Origin of the sequence: Candidatus Methylomicrobium oryzae, assembly GCF_016745425.1 — a bacterium.
Classification (GTDB): domain Bacteria; phylum Pseudomonadota; class Gammaproteobacteria; order Methylococcales; family Methylomonadaceae; genus Methylomicrobium; species Methylomicrobium oryzae.
Map to the genome: position 1 here is coordinate 1 of NZ_JAERVK010000023.1, position 19,319 is coordinate 19,319.

The 19,319-nt window shown below is 52.9% G+C and carries 13 protein-coding genes; 6 read left to right on the forward strand and 7 right to left on the reverse strand.

Going from position 1 to position 19,319, the window contains the following annotated elements:
- Positions 1–212: 212 nt before the first annotated feature.
- From JJL52_RS19670 to JJL52_RS19685, 4 genes are all read right to left on the reverse strand, one after another.
- Positions 213–881, reverse strand: coding sequence for a hypothetical protein (locus tag JJL52_RS19670; RefSeq protein ID WP_202054222.1), 669 nt, complete (start codon positions 879–881; stop codon positions 213–215).
- 549 nt (positions 882–1,430) lie between these two features.
- On the reverse strand, positions 1,431–2,051 hold the full coding sequence (locus JJL52_RS19675; RefSeq protein ID WP_202054223.1) for a PIN domain-containing protein: 621 nt from the start codon (positions 2,049–2,051) through the stop codon (positions 1,431–1,433).
- Positions 2,051–2,401, reverse strand: a complete 351-nt coding sequence (locus JJL52_RS19680; protein WP_202054224.1) for an STAS-like domain-containing protein — start codon at positions 2,399–2,401, stop codon at positions 2,051–2,053. The genes JJL52_RS19675 and JJL52_RS19680 overlap by 1 nt, the downstream gene beginning before the upstream one ends.
- A gap of 20 nt (positions 2,402–2,421) precedes the next feature.
- Positions 2,422–3,306: an ATP-binding protein gene (locus JJL52_RS19685; protein WP_202054225.1), complete on the reverse strand. Its 885-nt coding sequence runs from the start codon at positions 3,304–3,306 to the stop codon at positions 2,422–2,424.
- Positions 3,307–3,720: 414 nt separating this feature from the next.
- Here JJL52_RS19685 and JJL52_RS19690 point away from each other — a divergent pair, with 414 nt between their 5' ends.
- The 5 genes from JJL52_RS19690 (at position 3,721) to amrA (ending at position 12,270) form a co-directional block, all read left to right on the forward strand.
- Positions 3,721–4,767, forward strand: a complete 1,047-nt coding sequence (locus JJL52_RS19690; protein ID WP_202054226.1) for an IS701 family transposase — start codon at positions 3,721–3,723, stop codon at positions 4,765–4,767.
- A gap of 410 nt (positions 4,768–5,177) precedes the next feature.
- Positions 5,178–9,314, forward strand: coding sequence for an EAL domain-containing protein (locus tag JJL52_RS19695; protein ID WP_202054227.1), 4,137 nt, complete (start codon positions 5,178–5,180; stop codon positions 9,312–9,314).
- Between the two features lie 358 nt (positions 9,315–9,672).
- The gene (locus tag JJL52_RS19700; protein WP_202054228.1) at positions 9,673–10,446 is read left to right on the forward strand and encodes an OmpA family protein; all 774 of its coding nucleotides are present in this window, start codon (positions 9,673–9,675) and stop codon (positions 10,444–10,446) included.
- An 87-nt stretch (positions 10,447–10,533) separates the two neighbouring features.
- Positions 10,534–11,571 carry an ExeA family protein gene (locus JJL52_RS19705; RefSeq protein WP_236994385.1) on the forward strand — a complete coding sequence of 346 codons (1,038 nt, stop codon included), beginning with the start codon at positions 10,534–10,536 and terminating at the stop codon, positions 11,569–11,571.
- Positions 11,572–11,718: 147 nt separating this feature from the next.
- Positions 11,719–12,270, forward strand: a complete 552-nt coding sequence (gene amrA / locus JJL52_RS19710; RefSeq protein WP_202054230.1) for an AmmeMemoRadiSam system protein A — start codon at positions 11,719–11,721, stop codon at positions 12,268–12,270.
- A gap of 110 nt (positions 12,271–12,380) precedes the next feature.
- On the opposite strand, the gene JJL52_RS19715 is transcribed toward amrA, so the two are convergent.
- The 3 genes from JJL52_RS19715 to JJL52_RS19725 all read right to left on the reverse strand — a co-directional run bounded on the left by JJL52_RS19715 (position 12,381) and on the right by JJL52_RS19725 (position 18,321).
- A complete protein-coding gene (locus JJL52_RS19715; protein WP_202054231.1) occupies positions 12,381–13,313 on the reverse strand; it encodes an alpha-E domain-containing protein in 933 nt (310 codons plus the stop codon).
- A gap of 4 nt (positions 13,314–13,317) precedes the next feature.
- Positions 13,318–14,778, reverse strand: coding sequence for a circularly permuted type 2 ATP-grasp protein (locus JJL52_RS19720; protein WP_202054232.1), 1,461 nt, complete (start codon positions 14,776–14,778; stop codon positions 13,318–13,320).
- Positions 14,779–15,018: 240 nt separating this feature from the next.
- Complete coding sequence (locus tag JJL52_RS19725; RefSeq protein WP_202054233.1) at positions 15,019–18,321, reverse strand: transglutaminase family protein; 3,303 nt, start codon at positions 18,319–18,321, stop codon at positions 15,019–15,021.
- A gap of 227 nt (positions 18,322–18,548) precedes the next feature.
- Between JJL52_RS19725 and JJL52_RS19730 the strand changes: the two genes are divergently transcribed.
- The gene (locus JJL52_RS19730; RefSeq protein WP_202054234.1) at positions 18,549–19,295 is read left to right on the forward strand and encodes a proteasome-type protease; all 747 of its coding nucleotides are present in this window, start codon (positions 18,549–18,551) and stop codon (positions 19,293–19,295) included.
- Positions 19,296–19,319: the final 24 nt, after the last annotated feature.

Below are 19,319 nucleotides of genomic sequence, written 5' to 3' on the forward strand. Positions count from 1 at the left end.
CGGTATTTCTTTACCTGCCTTTTGTGGATCGGGGTAAAGTGATAGGTGGTGAGCAGACCCGACACTGATTCCCATTTGAAACCAGGCAAGGATTCCAAACGGAAAAAACGTTAATGGCGCAGCCAGATTTTTGCAGGTTTGAATGTTAGGGATCGGCCGATTACTGTCCTAATGCTGGGCTTCATTGCATTCAAACCTGGGTATGATCCTAATCAGACTTTGATGTTGCCAAACATTCCGGTGTAGATCAGCGCGTTCCAAATTTTCTTTATCGCTTGCCCAGTATCTTGGGATACAAACAGCGATGATCGACTGCCGTGAGGAGCCCCCAAGAAATATGGACGCATTATTTCCCACGTTTCCGCTACCTGGGACCACTGCCAGCACGGAATCTCTTTCTCTAAAATGAGAGGCATAGCGAGTGACAAGGGAATCATTCTATCCATTGCAAGGGGCTTATCCCAGTCGCACTTGACCAGTATAGGGTTGGCATTGGGTTGATATAGCTGTACATCTAGTCTTTCCGCAGTAATGGTGGCCACAGGATGGGGTGGAAGCGCGACGACGGAATCAATCACCTTTTGCCCATCATGATAGGGACACGTGATAAACGCATTAGCAAGGTGTATTGTGTGGTCAAGACCGTTGTATCCACACTCACGACTAGGACTTGTTACTGGATCGTGGCTGTCGTGATTTGAGACCAGCGGATGCCATGAGGGATAGCTGTCAATCACAGGCCCATACTTATCAACAATATCATCGAACGCTTCTTTACTGCGCGCCCTCTGAGACTCGTCTGCATCCCTAATTCGAGAAATCAGATAATTTACTGCACGTTCATATCCCATTCGTGCAGCTTCGTCTGCTCTGAAAGCCATCTAGCACCTCATAATTTTAACTTAAAGCGCGTATAATACATGATTTACGCATAAAATTATCATATTATGTGAATTATCGTTTTATAGTGCTAACTTTGCGCTCTTTGAATCATATTGTCTTTTAAAATCAATACTATCCAAATTTGTATCCACTTTTATTGCCTTGCCGGCAGGCCGGTCTGCTCAAATCTGAGCACATTCATTCTATTTTAACGCCCGCCAATGGCGAAAGTCTGAGTTATGGATGGAGTTCGACATCATGTCGAGCGCAGTTGAAGGGTAGTAAACGGATTACTACCCCGGGCGGCATTTGGGGTCACATCGGATGTGAGCCCCTCCATTCCGCTCATATCAGTAGGTGGAAGAGAGCTTAAGCTATTGAATTAATGGATAAAGGATTTTTCCCTTTGGCTCCAGGATGTGCGGATCGACTGATAACCGGAATTCCGGTTTTTTCAATACGAAAAAAACAGTACTGAACAACTGAGGTCATGTGTGAAGGAGGGTCCAACCGCCGGCAGCAGATTATGAAAACCTAATGCCCGAAAATTACCTATGTAACAGTTTGCCAGAAGCTTGAGCTTTCTGAATCACTTGCTCATTTGCAGTAAAAATCGTGATTCCCGGCACGCTCGCGTAATCGCCATCATCAGTTATAATTTGCGCGATAGATTGTTGCAATGCGGTTTCGGCCATGAAAAGATCATAGCCATCCACCTCTACAGAAGGGAATAACGATAAGGCGGAGTTTATAAATGAGGCGTTCAAGTCTATGTCAAGCATGCTGCTTACGCTTAAAACGTCTTCCCATATATCTTTAATTGCTGCCACAATTTTACGTCTCTGATTTGGGTAGCAATGCCTAAATTCTTTGGAATTGATAGTTTTATTGGCTATGTCAGCGTAAATTTCACGCTCGGCTTTTTCAATATTATGAGCCAACTCTGAAAAATTCAGCGCACAGCAGTATAAACTTGCTTTTACTTTTATAGTTCGTTGGATATAGCTTGGATAATGAGTTAGCTGATAAGACTGAGGGGCGCAAGGGGTTTGAGATGCTCTAGAGTAATAGAGCCAATACCATGCATTGGTATCGACAAGAAAACAATCTGTATCTTTTGGGCTATCGGACCGAATATCGACAATTTGCGCACGAATAGGCAATGCCATTACCCATTCGCCGCATTATCTTGAACGATACGGTCAATTGCGTTGCGGTGAGACTGATTGGCCGCATAATATTCCTTAGCATTGTCGATAACGCGGCGCAAAACTCTAATGCCGAAATCGGATAGATGTTCGAATTTAAGATGATTATTCAGAGCATCAGGTTGCAGGTCAGCCAATAAATGCCCCACACCAGCATTGAAAAAAGGCGATGCGAACACTTCTACGCCTTCAAAATCAAGTTGTACTACTTGTCCTTGTACAAGTGGATCATGAATTTGGTTATAGATTGCCGCACCATCATCAAGAGTCATGGCATTTTCTCCCACTAAATCTTTAACTTTAATGTACATGGCCTTTCCCCTTTCAGAAATCAAAAAAAAGCAAGCGAATCAATTTCACTTGACAATAAATATAGTTTATTGTCGCATACAAGACGAACTTGAACCAAGGTCCCCTCGAAAAAAACCGGCAGATTCTCGTACATTTCCCCGGTTGAGTCAATACAGGCGTAACCGTCATGACTATAGATTTCAAGGCGGCCACGATTTACACGAACAAATTCCTTTAACAAGTCTAACCCCATTCCGCGCGGTCCATGAATTTGGCGGGCGGTTGAATTGCCACGGGTGAATGCCCAGCGCATCGCGTCTGCGCCAGCAAATGCCTCGCCTTCTTGAAAGCGTACCTTGGACGGAATACCCACACCGAAATCCGCTACCGCCAACGTCAATTCACGGCGGTTGGGAAAGTGTTGACCGCAACTGTAAACACCTATTGGAGTTAGGCTATGATCAAAGGCATTAACATAAATTTCTGACATGCGACCGGCGATTTCATTCATTAAATCATGCGAAATATTGACCCAACCTCGCCCCAACCATTCATTTTTAAGGCTATAAACGATTGCATTTTTATCTATTTGTGAGTATTCCCGGTAAGGGATTGAATTACCTTGCCATGGCTGTGTGTCATCTCCCATAGCATAGGCGAAACCATTTTGCAGGAGATTTGCGCTTACCTGGCTCTGCATGGTATCGACCAGAAAGCGTGGGGCTCCGCCTCGATGTTGGATCAAACGCGCTAGAGCGCCGAGAAAAACCACTGCATTTGGACGCAGAAAGCCGCAACTGGAAAAATTGAAGTTCACGTTTGTGCCATTGCCCGCTTTTGCGACATCCTGCCATATTTTAGCCAAAACGGTGAAATCTAGGCGGCTATCATTGATAGTAGGGATTTGCAACGTCAATGTAGCCACAATCTTTACTCCATGTTTAGGTTGGCAAAAGTCTACTATGATAAACGAGACAGTTGAGTTAATGCGAATCGAAAAAATTGATTCGTTTTAATTTTTTTTAAAGTTCAGAATCAAAATTTAAAAATGCTGATTGGTGCCGAAGCCGTGCCGATACCAATAGCCCTGAAACCCTTGAAAGTGCTGATAGTGACGATAGTGACAATGAAACCTTATTTGTATATTTTTTCACTGATCCGCTGATAAAATTAAGTGTCCACTTTCAGCAGGTTTTTCAACCGAGATCACTAGCAATCGCTGCGACGAAAAGTCAAAAGTAAAATTGTTCCTAAGCCTAAAATTTTTCAAAAGTGGCATTTTTTACGCCGTTTTTACACTGGCAGGACTTACGCACGATAAAGGGCACGCTGTGCAAAGATGAAGGTCAAAGGGTCCAATCAGTTTTATCATACCGCTATGACACGCTTGGATTATTGCCAATTTCTGCTGGTCAGCCAGATCAATTACACGCTGACCTATTTTGCCGATCACGATCACACCTTCAGCCACGATGCCATCAACCGTTACCTGCGGCGCGAGCGCATGACCCCGCGGCTGCTATGGGATAACGTCCGTGACGAGATCGTCCCCACACCCACCGGTTATCTCCTCTTCGACGACACCGTGCTGGACAAAGATTATTCTCGGCAGATCGAGTTAGTGCGCTGCCAATACAGCGGCAATGCCCATGGCCTGATCCGCGGCATCGGCGTCGTCACCTGCGTCTATGTGAATCCGGAACGGGATCAGTTCTGGCTGATCGACTACCGGCTTTATGATCCCGACGGCGACGGCAAATCCAAACTCGATCATGTCCACGACATGCTCAGCAACGCGGTCCATCACAAGCGTTTGCCGTTTCACGCCGTGCTGATGGACACTTGGTATGCGACCAAAGACCTGATGTTGTTCATCGAGTCCCTGCAGCGGGTCTATTATTGTCCGCTCAAGGATAACCGCCAGGTGGATGATTCCGCCGGGGCGCGGCCTTATCAGCGTGTGGATGCGTTGAGCTGGAATTCGGCTGAACAACGACACGGCAAACGGATCAAGATCAAAGGCTTTCCCAAACACCACAAGGTGCAGTTGTTCCGGGTTGAGGTGTCTACCCACCGCACGGATTGGGTCGTGACCAACGACCGTACTCAGCATTCCCTGATGGCCACACAACAGGTGTGCGGCTTTCGCTGGAAGATCGAGCAACTGCACCGCGAAGGCAAACAGGTCACCGGCCTGGAACGCTGCCAATGCCGAACTGCCCGGATTCAGCGCAATCACATTGCCTGCACACTTCTGGTCTGGGTGCGATTGAAGCGCTTCGCCCAATCCACCGGGCGCACCGTCTATCAACTCAAACAGGATCTGCTCGATGATTACCTCTGTCAACAACTCAGGAATCCATCTCTACGGATGAATCTTGCGTAAGTCCTGACTGGTATATATCTATCTCATTGTCATATTTATAAATATTACTTTCTGCATCAAAATAAAGCCCGGCAAACGCGGAAAACCCGCTCCCGATAAGGCCTGATAAACTCAGGATTTTAAACGGCGATATCCCTGAGTCTTTTTTTGGTCTTTTAATCTACCGGTAAACTGTAAGGGTGAGGGGCATTAACCTTATGTTTAGTGCTAATATTAGTCGAATAATTTTTAAGGTTGGCTCCGCTTGATTCCCTGAACTCGATCATGAACCGATGTTCCGGCGTTAGCAAATTTTTGTTCAAAGCAGTCCATTGAAACCCGATCATATCCCGGCGAACAAAGCTTAAAAAGCGGCGTCTATTAGGAACGCAGATAGAGCCATTGTTGGAGGATTACTGGAGTACCATGAAATGTATGTTGTAGGTATCGGCGCATCCGCCGGCGGACTGGAGGCTTTGTTCTCTTTCGTTGAACAATTGTCGCCAAGCAACAATATGAGCTATGTCATAGTTCAGCATTTGCCTGCCGATAAACGCAGCGCGCTGGTCGAGTTATTGAAAAACAAGGCAAAACTTTCGGTTGAGGAGGCAGCGGACGGCGCCGGCCTCTGCGCCAATACCATTTATGTGGCCCCGTCAGGGAGAGATATAGAAATCGACAAAGGTTGCCTCAAACTTCTGCCTGCTTCTCTGGCGCCTGCTCCTAAAACCACCATCGACTATTTTTTTTACAGTCTTGCGGAAGCTTATCAGGAAAAGGCGGTAGGCGTTATTTTTTCCGGCACCGGACATGACGGCGCCAAAGGAATCAAAGCCATTAAGGCCGCGGGCGGGCTTACCATTGCCCAACAACCCGCAACCGCCAAATTTAAAAGTATGCCGGAAGCGGCGATAGAGCAAGGTAAAGCCGATATCATTCTCAGCCCCGCAGAAGCCGCGTTGGAACTGGGGCTGATAGCCAAAAATCTGGATATTCCCGTCACTGACGGAAAGGAAACCCAATTGCCTCCAGAGATTAGAGTTATCGTTGACGACATTTTAAAAGTGACGGGAATGGATTTCGTCAATTACAAAAACAGCACGGTGATCCGCCAGGTCAACCGGCGCATGGCGATACTGCACATCGACGATCTTGGCGAATACGTTCAATTTACAAAAGACAACCCCGAGGAGCTGAGTCAGTTGGCCAAAAGCTTTTTGGTCTGCGTTACATCGTTTTTTCGGGATGCGCAGTGTTTCAATGCGTTAAGGGTGGCCTTGAAGAAGATTCTGACGCATAAAAAGGCGGGGGACTATATTCGTGTCTGGGTTCCGGGATGCGCTACCGGCGAAGAAGTCTATTCGATTGCGATGATTTTGGCGGAGGAATTGGGGGCCGAAATTTCGCGTTACCGTGTGCAAATTTACGGCACCGATATCAATGCCGAGGCGATCCAGGCGGCCCGTAAGGGGACATACGACGAATTGTCGTTGATTACCTTGGACGGCGCCTTAAAAGCCAAATATTTCACTGAAGACGAGTATGGTTTTACCGTAAACAAGTCGCTCCGCGATTTAATCATTTTCTCCCGCCACGATCTGGTCAAAAGTCCCCCTTTTATACGCCTGGATTTGATCAGTTGCCGCAATTTATTGATTTATTTCAATCAAGCGCTTCAGGAGCAGATACTTAAAATCTTTCATTATGCTTTGGTAAGCCAGGGCATTCTATTTCTCGGCCAGGCGGAATCGCTTTGGAGTTTGAGCGATGCCTTTATTGAACTGAACAGAAACAGCAAATTATTCGTAAAGAACGATTCGCACATTATCCGTCCCGGCCTGGACTCCAAAAGCTTGATGCATTTCAATGCAAATCGGGATATCAACAGTGTGATGCCTGTGCATTTGGTCTATAAATTGTTGGGTCAGGATAAACTGGTTGATATCTATGCGCCCCCGAGCATCCTCGCCAGCCGGGAAGGCAAAGTGCTGGAGTTTTATAAAAGCTGCGAAGCATTTATCAAAATCAAAAAGGGGAAAGCCGACTTTAACCTTTTCTCGATTATCGATCCGTCATTGAAAACGGAGTTGAAGGCCTTTTGCCATAGCGCTTTATCGCGCAGGGAAACGGTGACCAGCCAGACCATGACGTTAACGGCGGATGAGAAGACGATCCATTACCGGATTAGAGTGACGCCCGTTTATCAGGAATCGTTTAAGGAAGAACTATTGCTGATTTCGTTCCAGGAAACGGAACGCAATCGCGAAATCATCGATCCGGATCAGGCGGCGGCGTCGCGCCTAGTCGAGATGGAACAAGAACTGCAGATGGCGCGCGAAACGCTGCGGACGGTCACGGTGGCGTTGGAAACGAATGTCGATGCCTGGCAGGTGTTGAACGAAGAAGTGCAGGCGGCCAATGAAGAATTGCAATCCACCAACGAAGAACTGGAAACCTCCAATGAAGAACTGCAATCGATCAACGAAGAACTGACCCAGGTTAATAACGAGCTCTCGTTAAAAACGCGGGAATTAAAAGAAGCGAATGACGATTTGCGGAACGTGCTGGACAGCATGGACAAAGCGGTCATCGTGGTTGATAGCCGGATGCATATCAATCGGATCAACGAAGCCAGCAAAAAATATTTCAATGGCGGCTTTATCGACAGTACCGAGCAACCGAATTTGAACACTTTAAAGAACGCGTTAGGGTGTGAGGATTTAATCGACCGTATTCAGCAGGTGATTGACACGGGAATAACGTATCAAAGCAAACTGCCGATACAGAAAAAATATTTCGAATTGATTATCTATCCTTATTTCAGCCGAAATATCGATACGGTCACGGGAGCGGTTTTAACGATTCAGGATATTACCGAGCAATGCCTAGCGGAACAGCAAATTCGCCTGGCGGCAAGCGTGTTCGGAAACTCTAACGAAGCGATCGTCATTACCGACGCCAACAATCAAATCATTTCCATTAACCCGGCATTTACCGAGATTACCGGTTATGAAAAAGAAGAAGTTGTCGGCAAAAACCCGAGTATCTTAAGTTCAAAGCGCCAGTCGCCCCAATTCTACGAAAGCTTGTGGCAATCGCTCAAAGACACTGGAAAATGGCAGGGAGAAATATTCAATAAACGTAAGGACGGATCGGTTTATCCCGAATGGCTTTCGATCAGCACCCTCAAAGACGAGTCGGGAAAAGTGTCGCGTTACATCGGGATTTTCACCGACATCAGCACCGCATATAAAGATCGGGAAACAATCTTACAGCAGGCCAACTACGATGCCTTGACCCATCTGCCGAATCGGAACCTGTTTTTCGACCGGCTGAAGCAGGCGATCGCGAATGCCGGGCGCGCTCAGGAGTTGGTTGGCGTAATGTTTATCGATCTGGACGGTTTCAAAGACATCAACGACGCGTTGGGGCATTCGCTGGGCGATATTTTATTGCAGCAGATCAGTCAGCGCATGGTCGGCATTTTGAGAGAGTCCGATTCCATCGCCCGGTTTGGCGGCGATGAGTTTACGGTGCTGGTGACGGGCCTGCAAAAAGAAGCGGATATTATTCCTACTGTGGAAAAAATTTTGGAAGCGATTCAGGCGCCGATTACGGTGGACGATCACGAGCTGAACATAACGGCCAGCATCGGCATTACCGTGTTTCCGAACGACGGCAAAGATGGGGAAACCTTGCTCAAATACGCGGACAGCGCCATGTACACGGCTAAGGCGGAAGGCCGCAACGCTTACCGTTTTTTCACGCCGGGCATGCATGAAAAAGCCAAATTACAGCACAGTCTCAGCAACGATATTAAAATTGCTATTAAAAACAATCAATTTACGCTGCATTATCAGCCGGTTTACGACTTATGCCGCAAACGGATCGTCGGTGCCGAAGCGTTGCTCCGCTGGCAGCACCCGTTGCGTGGGGATGTGTCTCCGGAAGAGTTTATTCCGCTCGCCGAAAGCCTGAATTTGATCTCAAAGATCGGCGAACTGGTATTGAGTGAAGCCTGCCGCTTCATGGCAGGCTTGAACAAGATTTTGCAGGAGCCGCTTTATATCGCGATCAATTTTTCGCCACTGCAATTCGTTCCCGGAAACTGCGCGGAAAAATGGATCGGCATCATTAAAAGCAGTGGCATGAGTTTGAGCAATGTCATTGTGGAAATTACCGAAAGCCTGATGATGAGCCATCAGGCCAATTATATACAGCAATTGCAACTGCTTAAACAACGAGGGATTAGAATCGCAATGGACGATTTCGGCACCGGCTTTTCATCCCTGAGCTATTTGAAAAAATTGCCGCTGGATATTTTAAAAATCGATCAATCCTTCATTCGCGATGTTTTATGGGATCCGAATGATGCCGCGCTGATCGATACGATCATCGCCATCGCGAAGAATTACTCATTGGAGCTGGTTTGCGAGGGGGTCGAAGAAAAAGGGCAGGTGGATTTTCTGGTGCAACGGGGGTGCCGTTACGCCCAAGGCTTCTATATCCAGAGACCCGTCCCGGGGGAACAGTTTATCGAACTGGCGCAAAAAAATTCTGTAGAGTGACAGGAGAAAAAGTTTCTATGCCGCATTCGGGTTAGCAATCCTCCCGGTTGCGGTAGCGCTGCTTGCTATTCTTTGCTTGCTGGATGAATACGCTCATCGTGACCAGCAGGGGGACGATGCCGGGCTGGATGCAGGGGTGGCGTTCCCGTCCCGAGGAAGTTCGGCTTACAAAACCTGGAGTAATAGTCTCTTAAAGGCTTGAGATCAAAATTTAACGATCCGATGAAACGATTGGAGAAAATGCCCTCTCTAATTTTTGTTGGCTTTATGGAAAACGCAGGCAATATGCCGATCGGGATGAGGGGGATGAATGGAATATCTGATAATGCGCAGAGCCATTACCGCGGTTTCGATTACAATGCTGGGCGCATCGGTAGTAATTTTTGTGTCCGTGCTATTGATCTCCCGGCAGAGGGAGGTTTCCTTGTCGGCGGGAGACCGCGAAACGGAGGCTCGCCGTGAATCCCACACTGCTGTCGACAAATCTGTCGAAATACCGGCGCCCGAACAAAAGCAGAGCCTCGACATAATCCATAAGCCGGCATTATTGGAAAAAACCATGGAAGGCGGGACCGTGCATAACGGTAACGCAAGCGCAAGAAAACCGATGGAACAGCCGGGTACTTCAGTTCCTTCCCTATCAGCCGTTGCCGAGACAACGGCCCCGCGAATCCTTGAGAAACCGCCGAACCTGGCCCCTACAAAGAAGGCCGAAGAAGAAAAAAACCTTTCTCGGCATGGGAAAGTGCGCCTGCTCGTGCTTGGCGAAGGCGCGTTTTCTCCGGGCGTGGCAAAACCCGAAGCCGGTGCGCAGGCTGCGATCGACACGATTATTCCGCTTATCCAGGAGAGATCTTCAGACAAGGTCATCATTGAAGGCCACGCCGACAGATCGATACCGGGTGGCTTTACTCCCACGCAAGCCTGGAAATGGAACAAGATTGTCTCAATGCTGCGCGCGAAGGCCGTCGCCCAAGTGCTGAAGCAAAAAGGCGTCGCCGGCGACAGGATCATCGTGAAAGGGCTTGGCGATTCGGTGCCGCGGGCTTCCAATCTAACCCGGAAGGGGCGCTCGAAAAATCGCCGGGTCGAAATAACACTCTTACCGCCCGGCATTAACGCCGGGCATTAATTAATGGATTGCTTTGTGATTACAAAGCCTGTGTAGACCAAACTGGAACAGGGTAGTATGTATACGAATCACTTTTCATTAAATAGCATGCCATTCGAAAATGTTGCCGATCCGGCATGTTTTTTCGAACAAGGCGACTATAGCCGAGTACTCAGCCGGATGGTCGATAGCGTTCTGGCGGAAAAAGGTTTAATGGTGGTTGCGGGCCCGATCGGCACCGGAAAAACCACCTTAAGCCAAAAATTGATGGTATCGGTTCCCGAGAAAACTAAAATTATCTGGCTGGGCGAGCCGCCGGAAACCAGCGAAGAGTTGCTGCTCTTTCTGACCCAGGAATTGCAGATCGAATGTCAGCCATCAGGCAGGGTTTTCATGTTGAGGGACATCAAGGCGCATTTGCAGAAGCTGCGCAGCGAGGGCAATCACTGTCTGTTGATTATCGACGAAGTGCATAAAATATCCGACGATGTGCTGGAATGCGTCCGGCTTTTGAATAATCTTGAACAAGGCCGGACCAAACTGATCCAGATTCTCCTGATTGGGCAGGAGGAATTCTTCCTTAGACTGGCCCAGCCTCATTTGGAATCGTTCAAACAGCGGATTGCCTGGCTGGAGGCAATCGGTACAATGAGTCCTGCCGAGGCGCACCAATATATTCGGCATCGATTAAAAATGGCGGGATGCCGTTCGGGCATTTTTACCGGCGAAGCCATCCAGGCGATTGTGGCGGCAACGCGAGGCACTCCGCGACTGGTCAATACGTTTTGCGATAGAGCGCTTCGCGTCAGCTTTGAGACCGGCAAAACGCGGGTCGATGTAGACAGCGTAAGGCAGGCGGCCGACGAAATCGGGTTGGGGAGTGAAGTTTTTCTGTGGCTGACGAATCATCGCAGCGAGGAGTCAGTGCAAAACCAGGAAGTACGAGGCACGGCCGTGAAGGAAGCCTCCGCTTCCAAACCAACCGCGTCTTTGCCGCCGAGAGGCGCAGCCCAGCCGGCCGGCAGAGGACAGCTGATCAGGTCAGCTCAAGAAAGTACCTCATGGATGTTCCCGATTTTACTGCTGTGCGGCTCGCTTCTATTGTTCGGTTCGAGCCTTTGGTTTTTATTCAATATTACGGAATAAGGGCGGATAATAGGAATTTACCGATTTAACATGGGCTTCAGTCCGGATTAACGTCCGCATGAGTCATTTGAGATATGTTAACTTCGGCACTTTGATCATTATTATTGACTCGCCGGGCCAAGCCGTAAACCCAAAATCGGAGTGAAGTTGAATCCCCAACAAGCACAAATATTGCTCGATCTGGCTAAACGTTCGATTCGGCACGGCCTCGAAACCGACAGACCCTTGAAAATTGATACCACCGCTTTTCCTCCGGAACTCCTGGAGCTACGTGCGACGTTCGTGACCCTGCACAAGCACCGCCAGCTCAGAGGCTGCATCGGCATGTTGAAAGCAGTGCGGCCGCTGGCCGAGGATATTGCCGAAAATGCGTTTGCTGCTGCGTTTAGGGACTATCGCTTTCCGCCGCTGTCGGCGGACGAATTCGAACAATTGGAAATTCATCTCTCGATTCTGACGCCGCCCGAGCCGATCGCCTTCAAATCGGAAGAGGATCTGCTGGCACAGCTGAGGCCCGGCGAGGACGGGTTGATCCTTGAAGAAGGCGGGCGTCGCGGGACTTTTCTGCCTTCGGTCTGGGAGAATTTGCCGGACCCGAAGCGGTTCCTCAGGCATCTGAAGCAAAAGGCAGGGCTGCCGGCCGATTACTGGTCGGAGAACCTGCGCTTCTACCGTTATCGAACCGAGAGTGTCGGTTGATGTCTGGAGCGAGAAGAATCGTAGGGTACGTTGCGCGTACCCCTTTTAAAGCTATATAAGCGCTGAATTGAATTTATTTGAATCCACGCGGTAGGTAATGTATACCTTACTCAATGCGGGGGCAAGAACCAGGCATTACTGATCTCGTCATGCACCCGGTCGAGCGCAATCTGCACTTGGTCGATGAAGTGGTGCAGCGGCGTACACTGCATTTTCTCGACCGGCGTCGACAGAATTCGGGATTTGACCTGATACAGAATCCGGATCGCCGATTCGTGATTCGGTAACGTTTTCAGGCTGCGTTCGATATTGCAGAGGTTATGCCGGATCGAACGCGGGAAATCCGCGCTCTGGAACAGGAAGAGCAGCACGTCGCCGCGCCGGACCCGGGCCTGCATGCTGCGGCGGTACATTTGGTACGCGCTCAGCGAGCGCAGCAGGCTCACCCACTGAAGCGTTTCGAACGCCTGCAATCCGGAGTTTTCCAGGGGCAGCAGCCCGTCCGTGCGAACATCGATAATCCGCGTGGTCATGTCGGCCCGCTCGATGTTCCGGCCGAGCAGCAGGAAATGGTAGCCCTGGTCGTGGTTCATCGTGCCTGCCAGCATCCCGTTCAATGTTTGTGTGGTCAGGATGATCCGTTTCAGGTATTCGTGACGTCCGCGTTTGGACAGGCCTTCCTCAACCCGTTCGCCGGCGTCGAGATGGTGCTTGTTGATCAGCTCCCAGGCTTCGCGCGGCATATAATCGCGGATCGTGCGCGCGTTTTCGCGAGCCGCGCGCAGCGAACTCAGAATCGAACTCGGATTTTGCTCGGAGCCGAGCATGAACCGGATGACTTCCGGCTCGCTGTAATCGGAATGCTGAGCTTCGAACAGGTCTTGCGTGCCTGCCATCGCAATCAGCGGCTCCCAAGCCGGCGTAATGCCGCGCGGCAGATCCAGATGCAAGGTTGCGTTGGCGGCCAGGAGGCGGGCGGTATTTTCGGCGCGTTCCAGATAACGCCCTACCCAGTAAATATTTTCGGCGACTCGCGATAGCATCTTTTTACTCCTTATCGATGGGGACGATCCAGGTGTCCTTGCTGCCGCCGCCCTGCGACGAATTGACGACCAGCGAACCCTGCCTGAGCGCCACGCGGGTAAGTCCCCCCATCGTGACTTGCTGTTGATCGGCACTGAGGATGAACGGGCGCAGATCGACGTGGCGCGGCTCCATGCGCTTCTCGACGATCGTCGGTACGGTCGAAAGCCCGAGCACCGGCTGCGCAATGTAGTTGCGCGGATCCTGTTTCAGGCGTTTGGCGAATTCCTCGCGTTCCTTTTTGGTCGAGGCGCTGCCGACCAGCATTCCGTAGCCGCCCGATTCGTTGGCCGGCTTCACCACCCGGTTTTCGAGATTGGCGAGGGTATCGGCGAGCGCCTCGGGCTCCATACAGCGCCAGGTCGGCACATTCGGCAGGACCGGTTTTTCGCCGAGATAGAATTCGATGATGTCGGGCACGTACGAGTAGACCACCTTGTCGTCGGCCACGCCGGCGCCGGGCGCATTCGCCAGCGCGACCTTGCCGGCCTTCCAGGCGCGGAGCAGTCCGGGCACGCCGAGCAGCGAATCGGGATGAAAAGCTTCCGGATCGAGAAACAAGTCGTCGACCCGGCGGTAGATCACATCGACGCGCGCAGGACCGCCGACCGTGCGCATGTATACACAGTCGTCGTTGTCGACGTAGAGGTCGCGGCCTTCGACCAGTTCGCAGCCCATTTGCTGGGCCAGATAGCTGTGCTCGAAATAGGCCGAATTGTAGATGCCGGGCGTCAGCACGACCATTTCCGGATATTCGATGTCGCGCGGTGACAACGCGGCCAAAGTGTCATAGAGTTGCGATGGGTAATCGTCGACCGGCAGCGGCGCGTAATCTTCGAACAGTTCGGGAAACACGCGCTTGGTGACCAGGCGGTTTTCGAGCATGTAGGAGACGCCGGAGGGCACGCGCAGATTGTCTTCCAGCACATACACGGTGCCGTCCCGGTCGCGTACCAGATCGGAGCCGCAGATGTGCGCCCAGATGCCGAAACGGGGCGAGATCCCGACGCACTGCGGGCGGAAATTGCTCGAACTGGCGATGATTTCCTGCGGGACGATGCCCGCCTTGATGATCTCCTGATCGTGGTAGAGATCGTCGATGAAGCGGTTCAGGGCGAGCACGCGCTGTTTGAGTCCTTTCTCGATCGTATCCCACTCGTTCTTCGCGATAATGCGCGGTACGATGTCGAACGGCCAAGTGCGGTCGATCGCACCCTGCGTTTCATCCGAGTAGACCGTAAAGGTGATGCCCATCTCCTTGATCGCGAGATCGGCCGCCGTTTGCCGGGACGCAAGCTCGTCCGCGTCCATGCCGGCCAGCAATTTCGCAAGCTGCTCGCCGTGCGGGCGCGGCCGATTTTCGGTGTCGATCAGTTCGTCCCAGACCTTGCCGGCTTCGTATGTTTTCCAGTCGATATTCTTCATGCTCATTTCTCGCTTTCGTAGGGTACGCTATGCGTACCTTTTTGGCTTTCCTCGACGCGAATAGCATTCGATGCGGTACGCACTCGGCAATTGCTCCTGCATTGCCCTACCTCCTGCATCCCTGCAGTCGTCGGCAATTGCTCTGTCCCTAGACCACCCTTTAGTGGTGGCATAGCTCTCGATCGCATGTTCCCGACGCGATCTAGCTCCTGCATCCCTGCAGTCGAGCGTACCCTACATTCACGTTCTCAGATCCAGCGTATAGGGGAACTCGTTGTTCACTTCCTCGCACGGCGCGGTGATCGGCCCCGGCGTATGCCCGTGTGCCCAGAACCGTGCCAGCCGCCGGGCTTCCGCTTCGTTCGCGTTGACCGGCAGGGTTTCGTAATTACGTCCGGCCGGATGCCCGACATGGTAAGTGCAGCCGCCGAGCGCGACGCCGTTCCAGGTGTCGATCAGGTCGAACACTAGCGGCGCCTGGGCCGGAATCGTCGGGTGCAGGCCGGAGGCCGGCTGCCAGGCCTTGTACCTGATGCCCGCGACCCATTCGTCGCGGCGCGCCGTGCGGCGGAGCGGCACCCTGCGGCCGTTGCAGGTCACGACATGGCGGCCTTCGGTCAGCCCCCGCGCCTTGATTTCCAGCCGTTCGACCGACGAGTCGACGAAGCGGGACGTGCCTTGCGCGGTCACTTCCTCGCCGAGCACATGCCAGGGCTCGATCGCGAACCGCAGCGCCAGTTCCGCATCGCCGATCTGCACCGCTCCGTAATGCGGAAAGCGAAATTCCAGGAACGGTGCGAGCCAGTCCATTGCGAACGGATAACCCCAGCGCTGCATCGTTTCGGTCACATCCTTCAGATCGCCCGCAACAAAATGGGGCAGTAGAAAGCGGTCGTGCAGTTCGGTGCCCCAGCGTACAGGATCAAGCTCATACGGATGCTCCCAAAACCGTGCAACTAATGAACGTAGAAGCAACATTTGTACCATGCTCATTTGGTGGTGCGGCGGCATCTCGAAGGCGCGGAATTCGACCAGGCCGAGGCGGCCGGCCGGGCCGTCGGGGGCGTAGAGTTTGTCGATGCAGAATTCGGCGCGGTGGGTGTTGCCGGTCATGTCGGTCAACAGGTTGCGCAGCACCCGATCGACCAGCCACGGAGCCGGTGCCTGATGCTGCGCGAGTTGCTTCAGCGCGATCGAGAGTTCGTACAGCGATTCGTCGCGCGCCTCGTCGACGCGCGGCGCCTGCGAGGTCGGGCCGACGAACAGGCCCGAGAACAGATAAGACAGGCCGGGATGGTGCTGCCAGAAACGTACCAGGCTGGACAACAGGTGCGGGCGGCGCAGAAACGGTGAATCGGCAGCGGTATGGCCGCCCAGCGTTACGTGATTGCCGCCGCCGGTGCCGGTGTGGCGGCCGTCGAGCATGAATTTTTCGGTACCGAGGCGCGCCAGGCGGGCTTCCTCATACAGGCTCTCGGTCAATTCGGACAATGCGGCCCAGTCGGCTTCGGGCGGTACGTTCACTTCGATCACGCCGGGGTCGGGCGTGATGTTGAAGCGCTTCAGGCGTTCGTCGCGCGGCGGCTCGTAGCCTTCGAGCAGGATCGGAATGTTCAGGTCGGCGGCAGTGTTTTCGACCGCGACGACGAGCCGCAGCCAGTGCTCAAGGTCGGTCAAAGGCGGCAGAAACACATGCAGCCGGTTGTCGCGAATTTCGACGCAGAGTGCGGTACGGATCAGGTAACGGTCCCAATCGGCGTGGGCCGCATCGGCAAAACCCTGTTCGCTGATGCCCGGATGCGGAGCGGCCGCACCGAGGCGGTGCGTATAACGGGTCTGCAACGCACTGTGATCGGCGGGCAGCGGCGTTTTCGGCGCGAAAGGATCGAGCGGAATCAGCTGCTGGCGTTGATCGGCGGGCTCCCACAGCAGACTGTCCAGCGGCAGCCGATAACCCATAGGCGAATCGCCGGGCAACAGGAACATGTGTTCGCGGCGGAATTTCCAGCGCGACGAACGCCACCGATCCTTGCTGTAGTCCCAGGCGATCGGCAGCACATGGCCGACGACCCGGTCGAGGCCCTGTTCGAAAATTTTGCGCAGGCGGGCCCGTTCGATCGGGTCGCGCAGCTTCGAGTCGAGCACGTCGGCATTCGCCGGCAGGTTGCCTTCCTTCCAGAGGTAGTAGAGCCCATCCTCGAAGCCGGGCATCGCATGATCGCTCGGCACGCCGAGAAAGCCGGCAAGGCGGCTGATGAAGCGGCCGGACAGATTGGTCTGCGACCGGAGGCGGTCCCGGTAAGCGGCGAGCAGGGCCGGGTTGCGCCAGACCGGCACGCCGTCGGTGCGCCAGAAGACGCCCAGCGACCAGCGCGGCAGCTGCTCGCCGGGATACCATTTGCCCTGGCCGTGGTGCATCACGCCGCTTTCCGCCCAGCGGCGATAAAGCCGGTGCAGCAGGTCCTCGGCGCGTTCGCGCTTGTGTTCGCCGAGCGCTTCGGTATTCCACTCGGGCGAATCCATGTCGTCGATCGAGACGAATGTCGGCTCGCCGCCTTGGGTGAGCCGCACGTCGCTGCCTTGCAATCGTGCGTCGACCTGCTCGCCGAGCCTTTGAATCGCAGTCCATTGTTCCGCATTGTAGGGTTTGGTGACGCGCGGATCCTCGTGCACCCTGACGACCCGATTTTCGAAATGGAACGACACTTCGCACTTGTCGACCGCGCCGGTGATCGGCGCCGCGCTGACCGGGTCGGGCGTGCAGGACAGCGGAATATGGCCTTCGCCCGCGAACAACCCCGAAGTGGGATCGATGCCGACCCAGCCCGCGCCGGGCAGATAGACTTCGGTCCAGGCGTGCAGATCGGTAAAGTCCTGCTCCGGTCCGGACGGGCCGTCGAGGCTCTTCCGGTCGGCAGCCAATTGCACCAGATAGCCCGACACGAAACGCGCTGCCAGTCCCAGATGGCGCATGATCTGCACCAGAAGCCAGGCGCTGTCCCGGCAGGAGCCGGTGCCGAATTCGAGCGTTTCCTCGCAGCTCTGGATGCCGGGCTCCATGCGCAGCGTATAGCCGATGTCCCGCTGCAGGCGGCTGTTCAATGCAACGATGAAATTGACCGTATGGTCGGGCCGCTTCGGGAATTCCTGCAGCCATTGGCGCAACCTGGGGCCGTCTTCCCTGATTTCGAAATAAGGCGCCAGCTCCTTGGCTAGCTGGGGCTCATACCGGAACGGGAATTCGTTAGCGTAGTCTTCGATGAAAAAATCGAACGGATTGACCGTGACCAATTCGGCGACCAGGCTCACTTCGACCGAGAGTTTCTGTGTTTTTTCCGGAAACACATAGCGTGCGACATGGTTGCCGAAGGCGTCCTGCTGCCAGTTCACGAAATGCTTGGCCGGTTCGACTTTCAAGGAATACTGATGGAGCGGCGTGCGCGTATGCGGTGCAGGGCGCAAGCGGATCAGATGCGGCGCCAGCGCTACCGGCTGATCGTATTCGTAAACGGTAAGATGTTGAATCGCGATGGTCAGAGACATGGGCGTTCTCAAAATAAAGCTGCGTAATGAAGAAATGTCGAAAAACGGAACGGGTCTTAGCGTCTGTGCAGATATTTCAAAGCAAAAACCGTACCAAAAATTAGATCTGTACCGAAAAAACAGTCCGGACAGCGTAAGGGGAACCATGAGGTAGGAAAAAAGTCGCTTTAACTAACCGCATCTTCTAAAATGGATGCGTTTTTTGATTTTTTCGGGGAGAAAATGCAATGACTTATTGTGTGGGGTTACTGTTGAAAGACGGTTTGGTGTTCGCGTCCGATTCGCGCACGAACGCCGGCGTCGATTATGTGACCTCGTTCAGTAAACTGCATATCTTTACGCCGGCGCCGGACCGTTTCTTCGTGCTGATGTCGTCCGGCAATCTGGCGACCACCCAGGGCGTATTGAACCGTATTGTGCGCGATCTGGAATACCCTTCGGATCGAGGGAGCCTGTTGACCGCGCGTTATATGTTCGAAGCGGCCGACTATATCGGAAAAATCAGCCAGGAAATTCAGCGGGAACACGGTCCGGCTCTGATGTCGTCCGGCGTTAGCGTCGAAACCACGTTGATTCTCGGAGGGCAAATCCAGGGGCAAAATCCCGGCTTGATGCTGATCTATCCGCAGGGCAACTATTTCGAAGCGACGCGCGAAACCCCTTATTTGCAGATCGGTGAAAACAAATACGGCAAGCCGGTGCTTGACCGTGCGGTCGGCGCCTTGACCGGCCTCGAAGAAGGCGCGCGCCTGCTGCTGGTCTCCCTCGATGCGACCTCGCGCTCGAATGCGACGGTCGGACCGCCGTTCGAGGTCGCGATCTACCGAAAGGACGACATGAAGATCAACCACCACTTGAAATTGGCCGCCAACGATCCGTATCTGCTGCAATTGCAGCAGCGCTGGAACGAAGGGCTGTGCGCCACGCTGCACAGCCTGCCGGTATTCGATTGGGAAACACCGACCTTGGGCTGAAGCCGGCATGCGTGTGCCGCTCCG

Excerpts from the sequence above, each read along its gene's own strand:
- JJL52_RS19670 (WP_202054222.1), bottom strand. The coding sequence starts at position 881 with ATGGCTTTCAGAGCAGACGAAGCTGCACGAATGGGATATGAACGTGCA.
- JJL52_RS19675 (WP_202054223.1), bottom strand. The coding sequence starts at position 2,051 with ATGGCATTGCCTATTCGTGCGCAAATTGTCGATATTCGGTCCGATAGC.
- JJL52_RS19680 (WP_202054224.1), bottom strand. The coding sequence starts at position 2,401 with ATGTACATTAAAGTTAAAGATTTAGTGGGAGAAAATGCCATGACTCTT.
- JJL52_RS19690 (WP_202054226.1), top strand. The coding sequence starts at position 3,721 with ATGAAGGTCAAAGGGTCCAATCAGTTTTATCATACCGCTATGACACGC.
- JJL52_RS19695 (WP_202054227.1), top strand. The coding sequence starts at position 5,178 with ATGTATGTTGTAGGTATCGGCGCATCCGCCGGCGGACTGGAGGCTTTG.
- JJL52_RS19700 (WP_202054228.1), top strand. The coding sequence starts at position 9,673 with ATGCTGGGCGCATCGGTAGTAATTTTTGTGTCCGTGCTATTGATCTCC.
- JJL52_RS19705 (WP_236994385.1), top strand. The coding sequence starts at position 10,534 with ATGCCATTCGAAAATGTTGCCGATCCGGCATGTTTTTTCGAACAAGGC.
- JJL52_RS19715 (WP_202054231.1), bottom strand. The coding sequence starts at position 13,313 with ATGCTATCGCGAGTCGCCGAAAATATTTACTGGGTAGGGCGTTATCTG.
- JJL52_RS19720 (WP_202054232.1), bottom strand. The coding sequence starts at position 14,778 with ATGAAGAATATCGACTGGAAAACATACGAAGCCGGCAAGGTCTGGGAC.
- JJL52_RS19725 (WP_202054233.1), bottom strand. The coding sequence starts at position 18,321 with ATGTCTCTGACCATCGCGATTCAACATCTTACCGTTTACGAATACGAT.
- JJL52_RS19730 (WP_202054234.1), top strand. The coding sequence starts at position 18,549 with ATGACTTATTGTGTGGGGTTACTGTTGAAAGACGGTTTGGTGTTCGCG.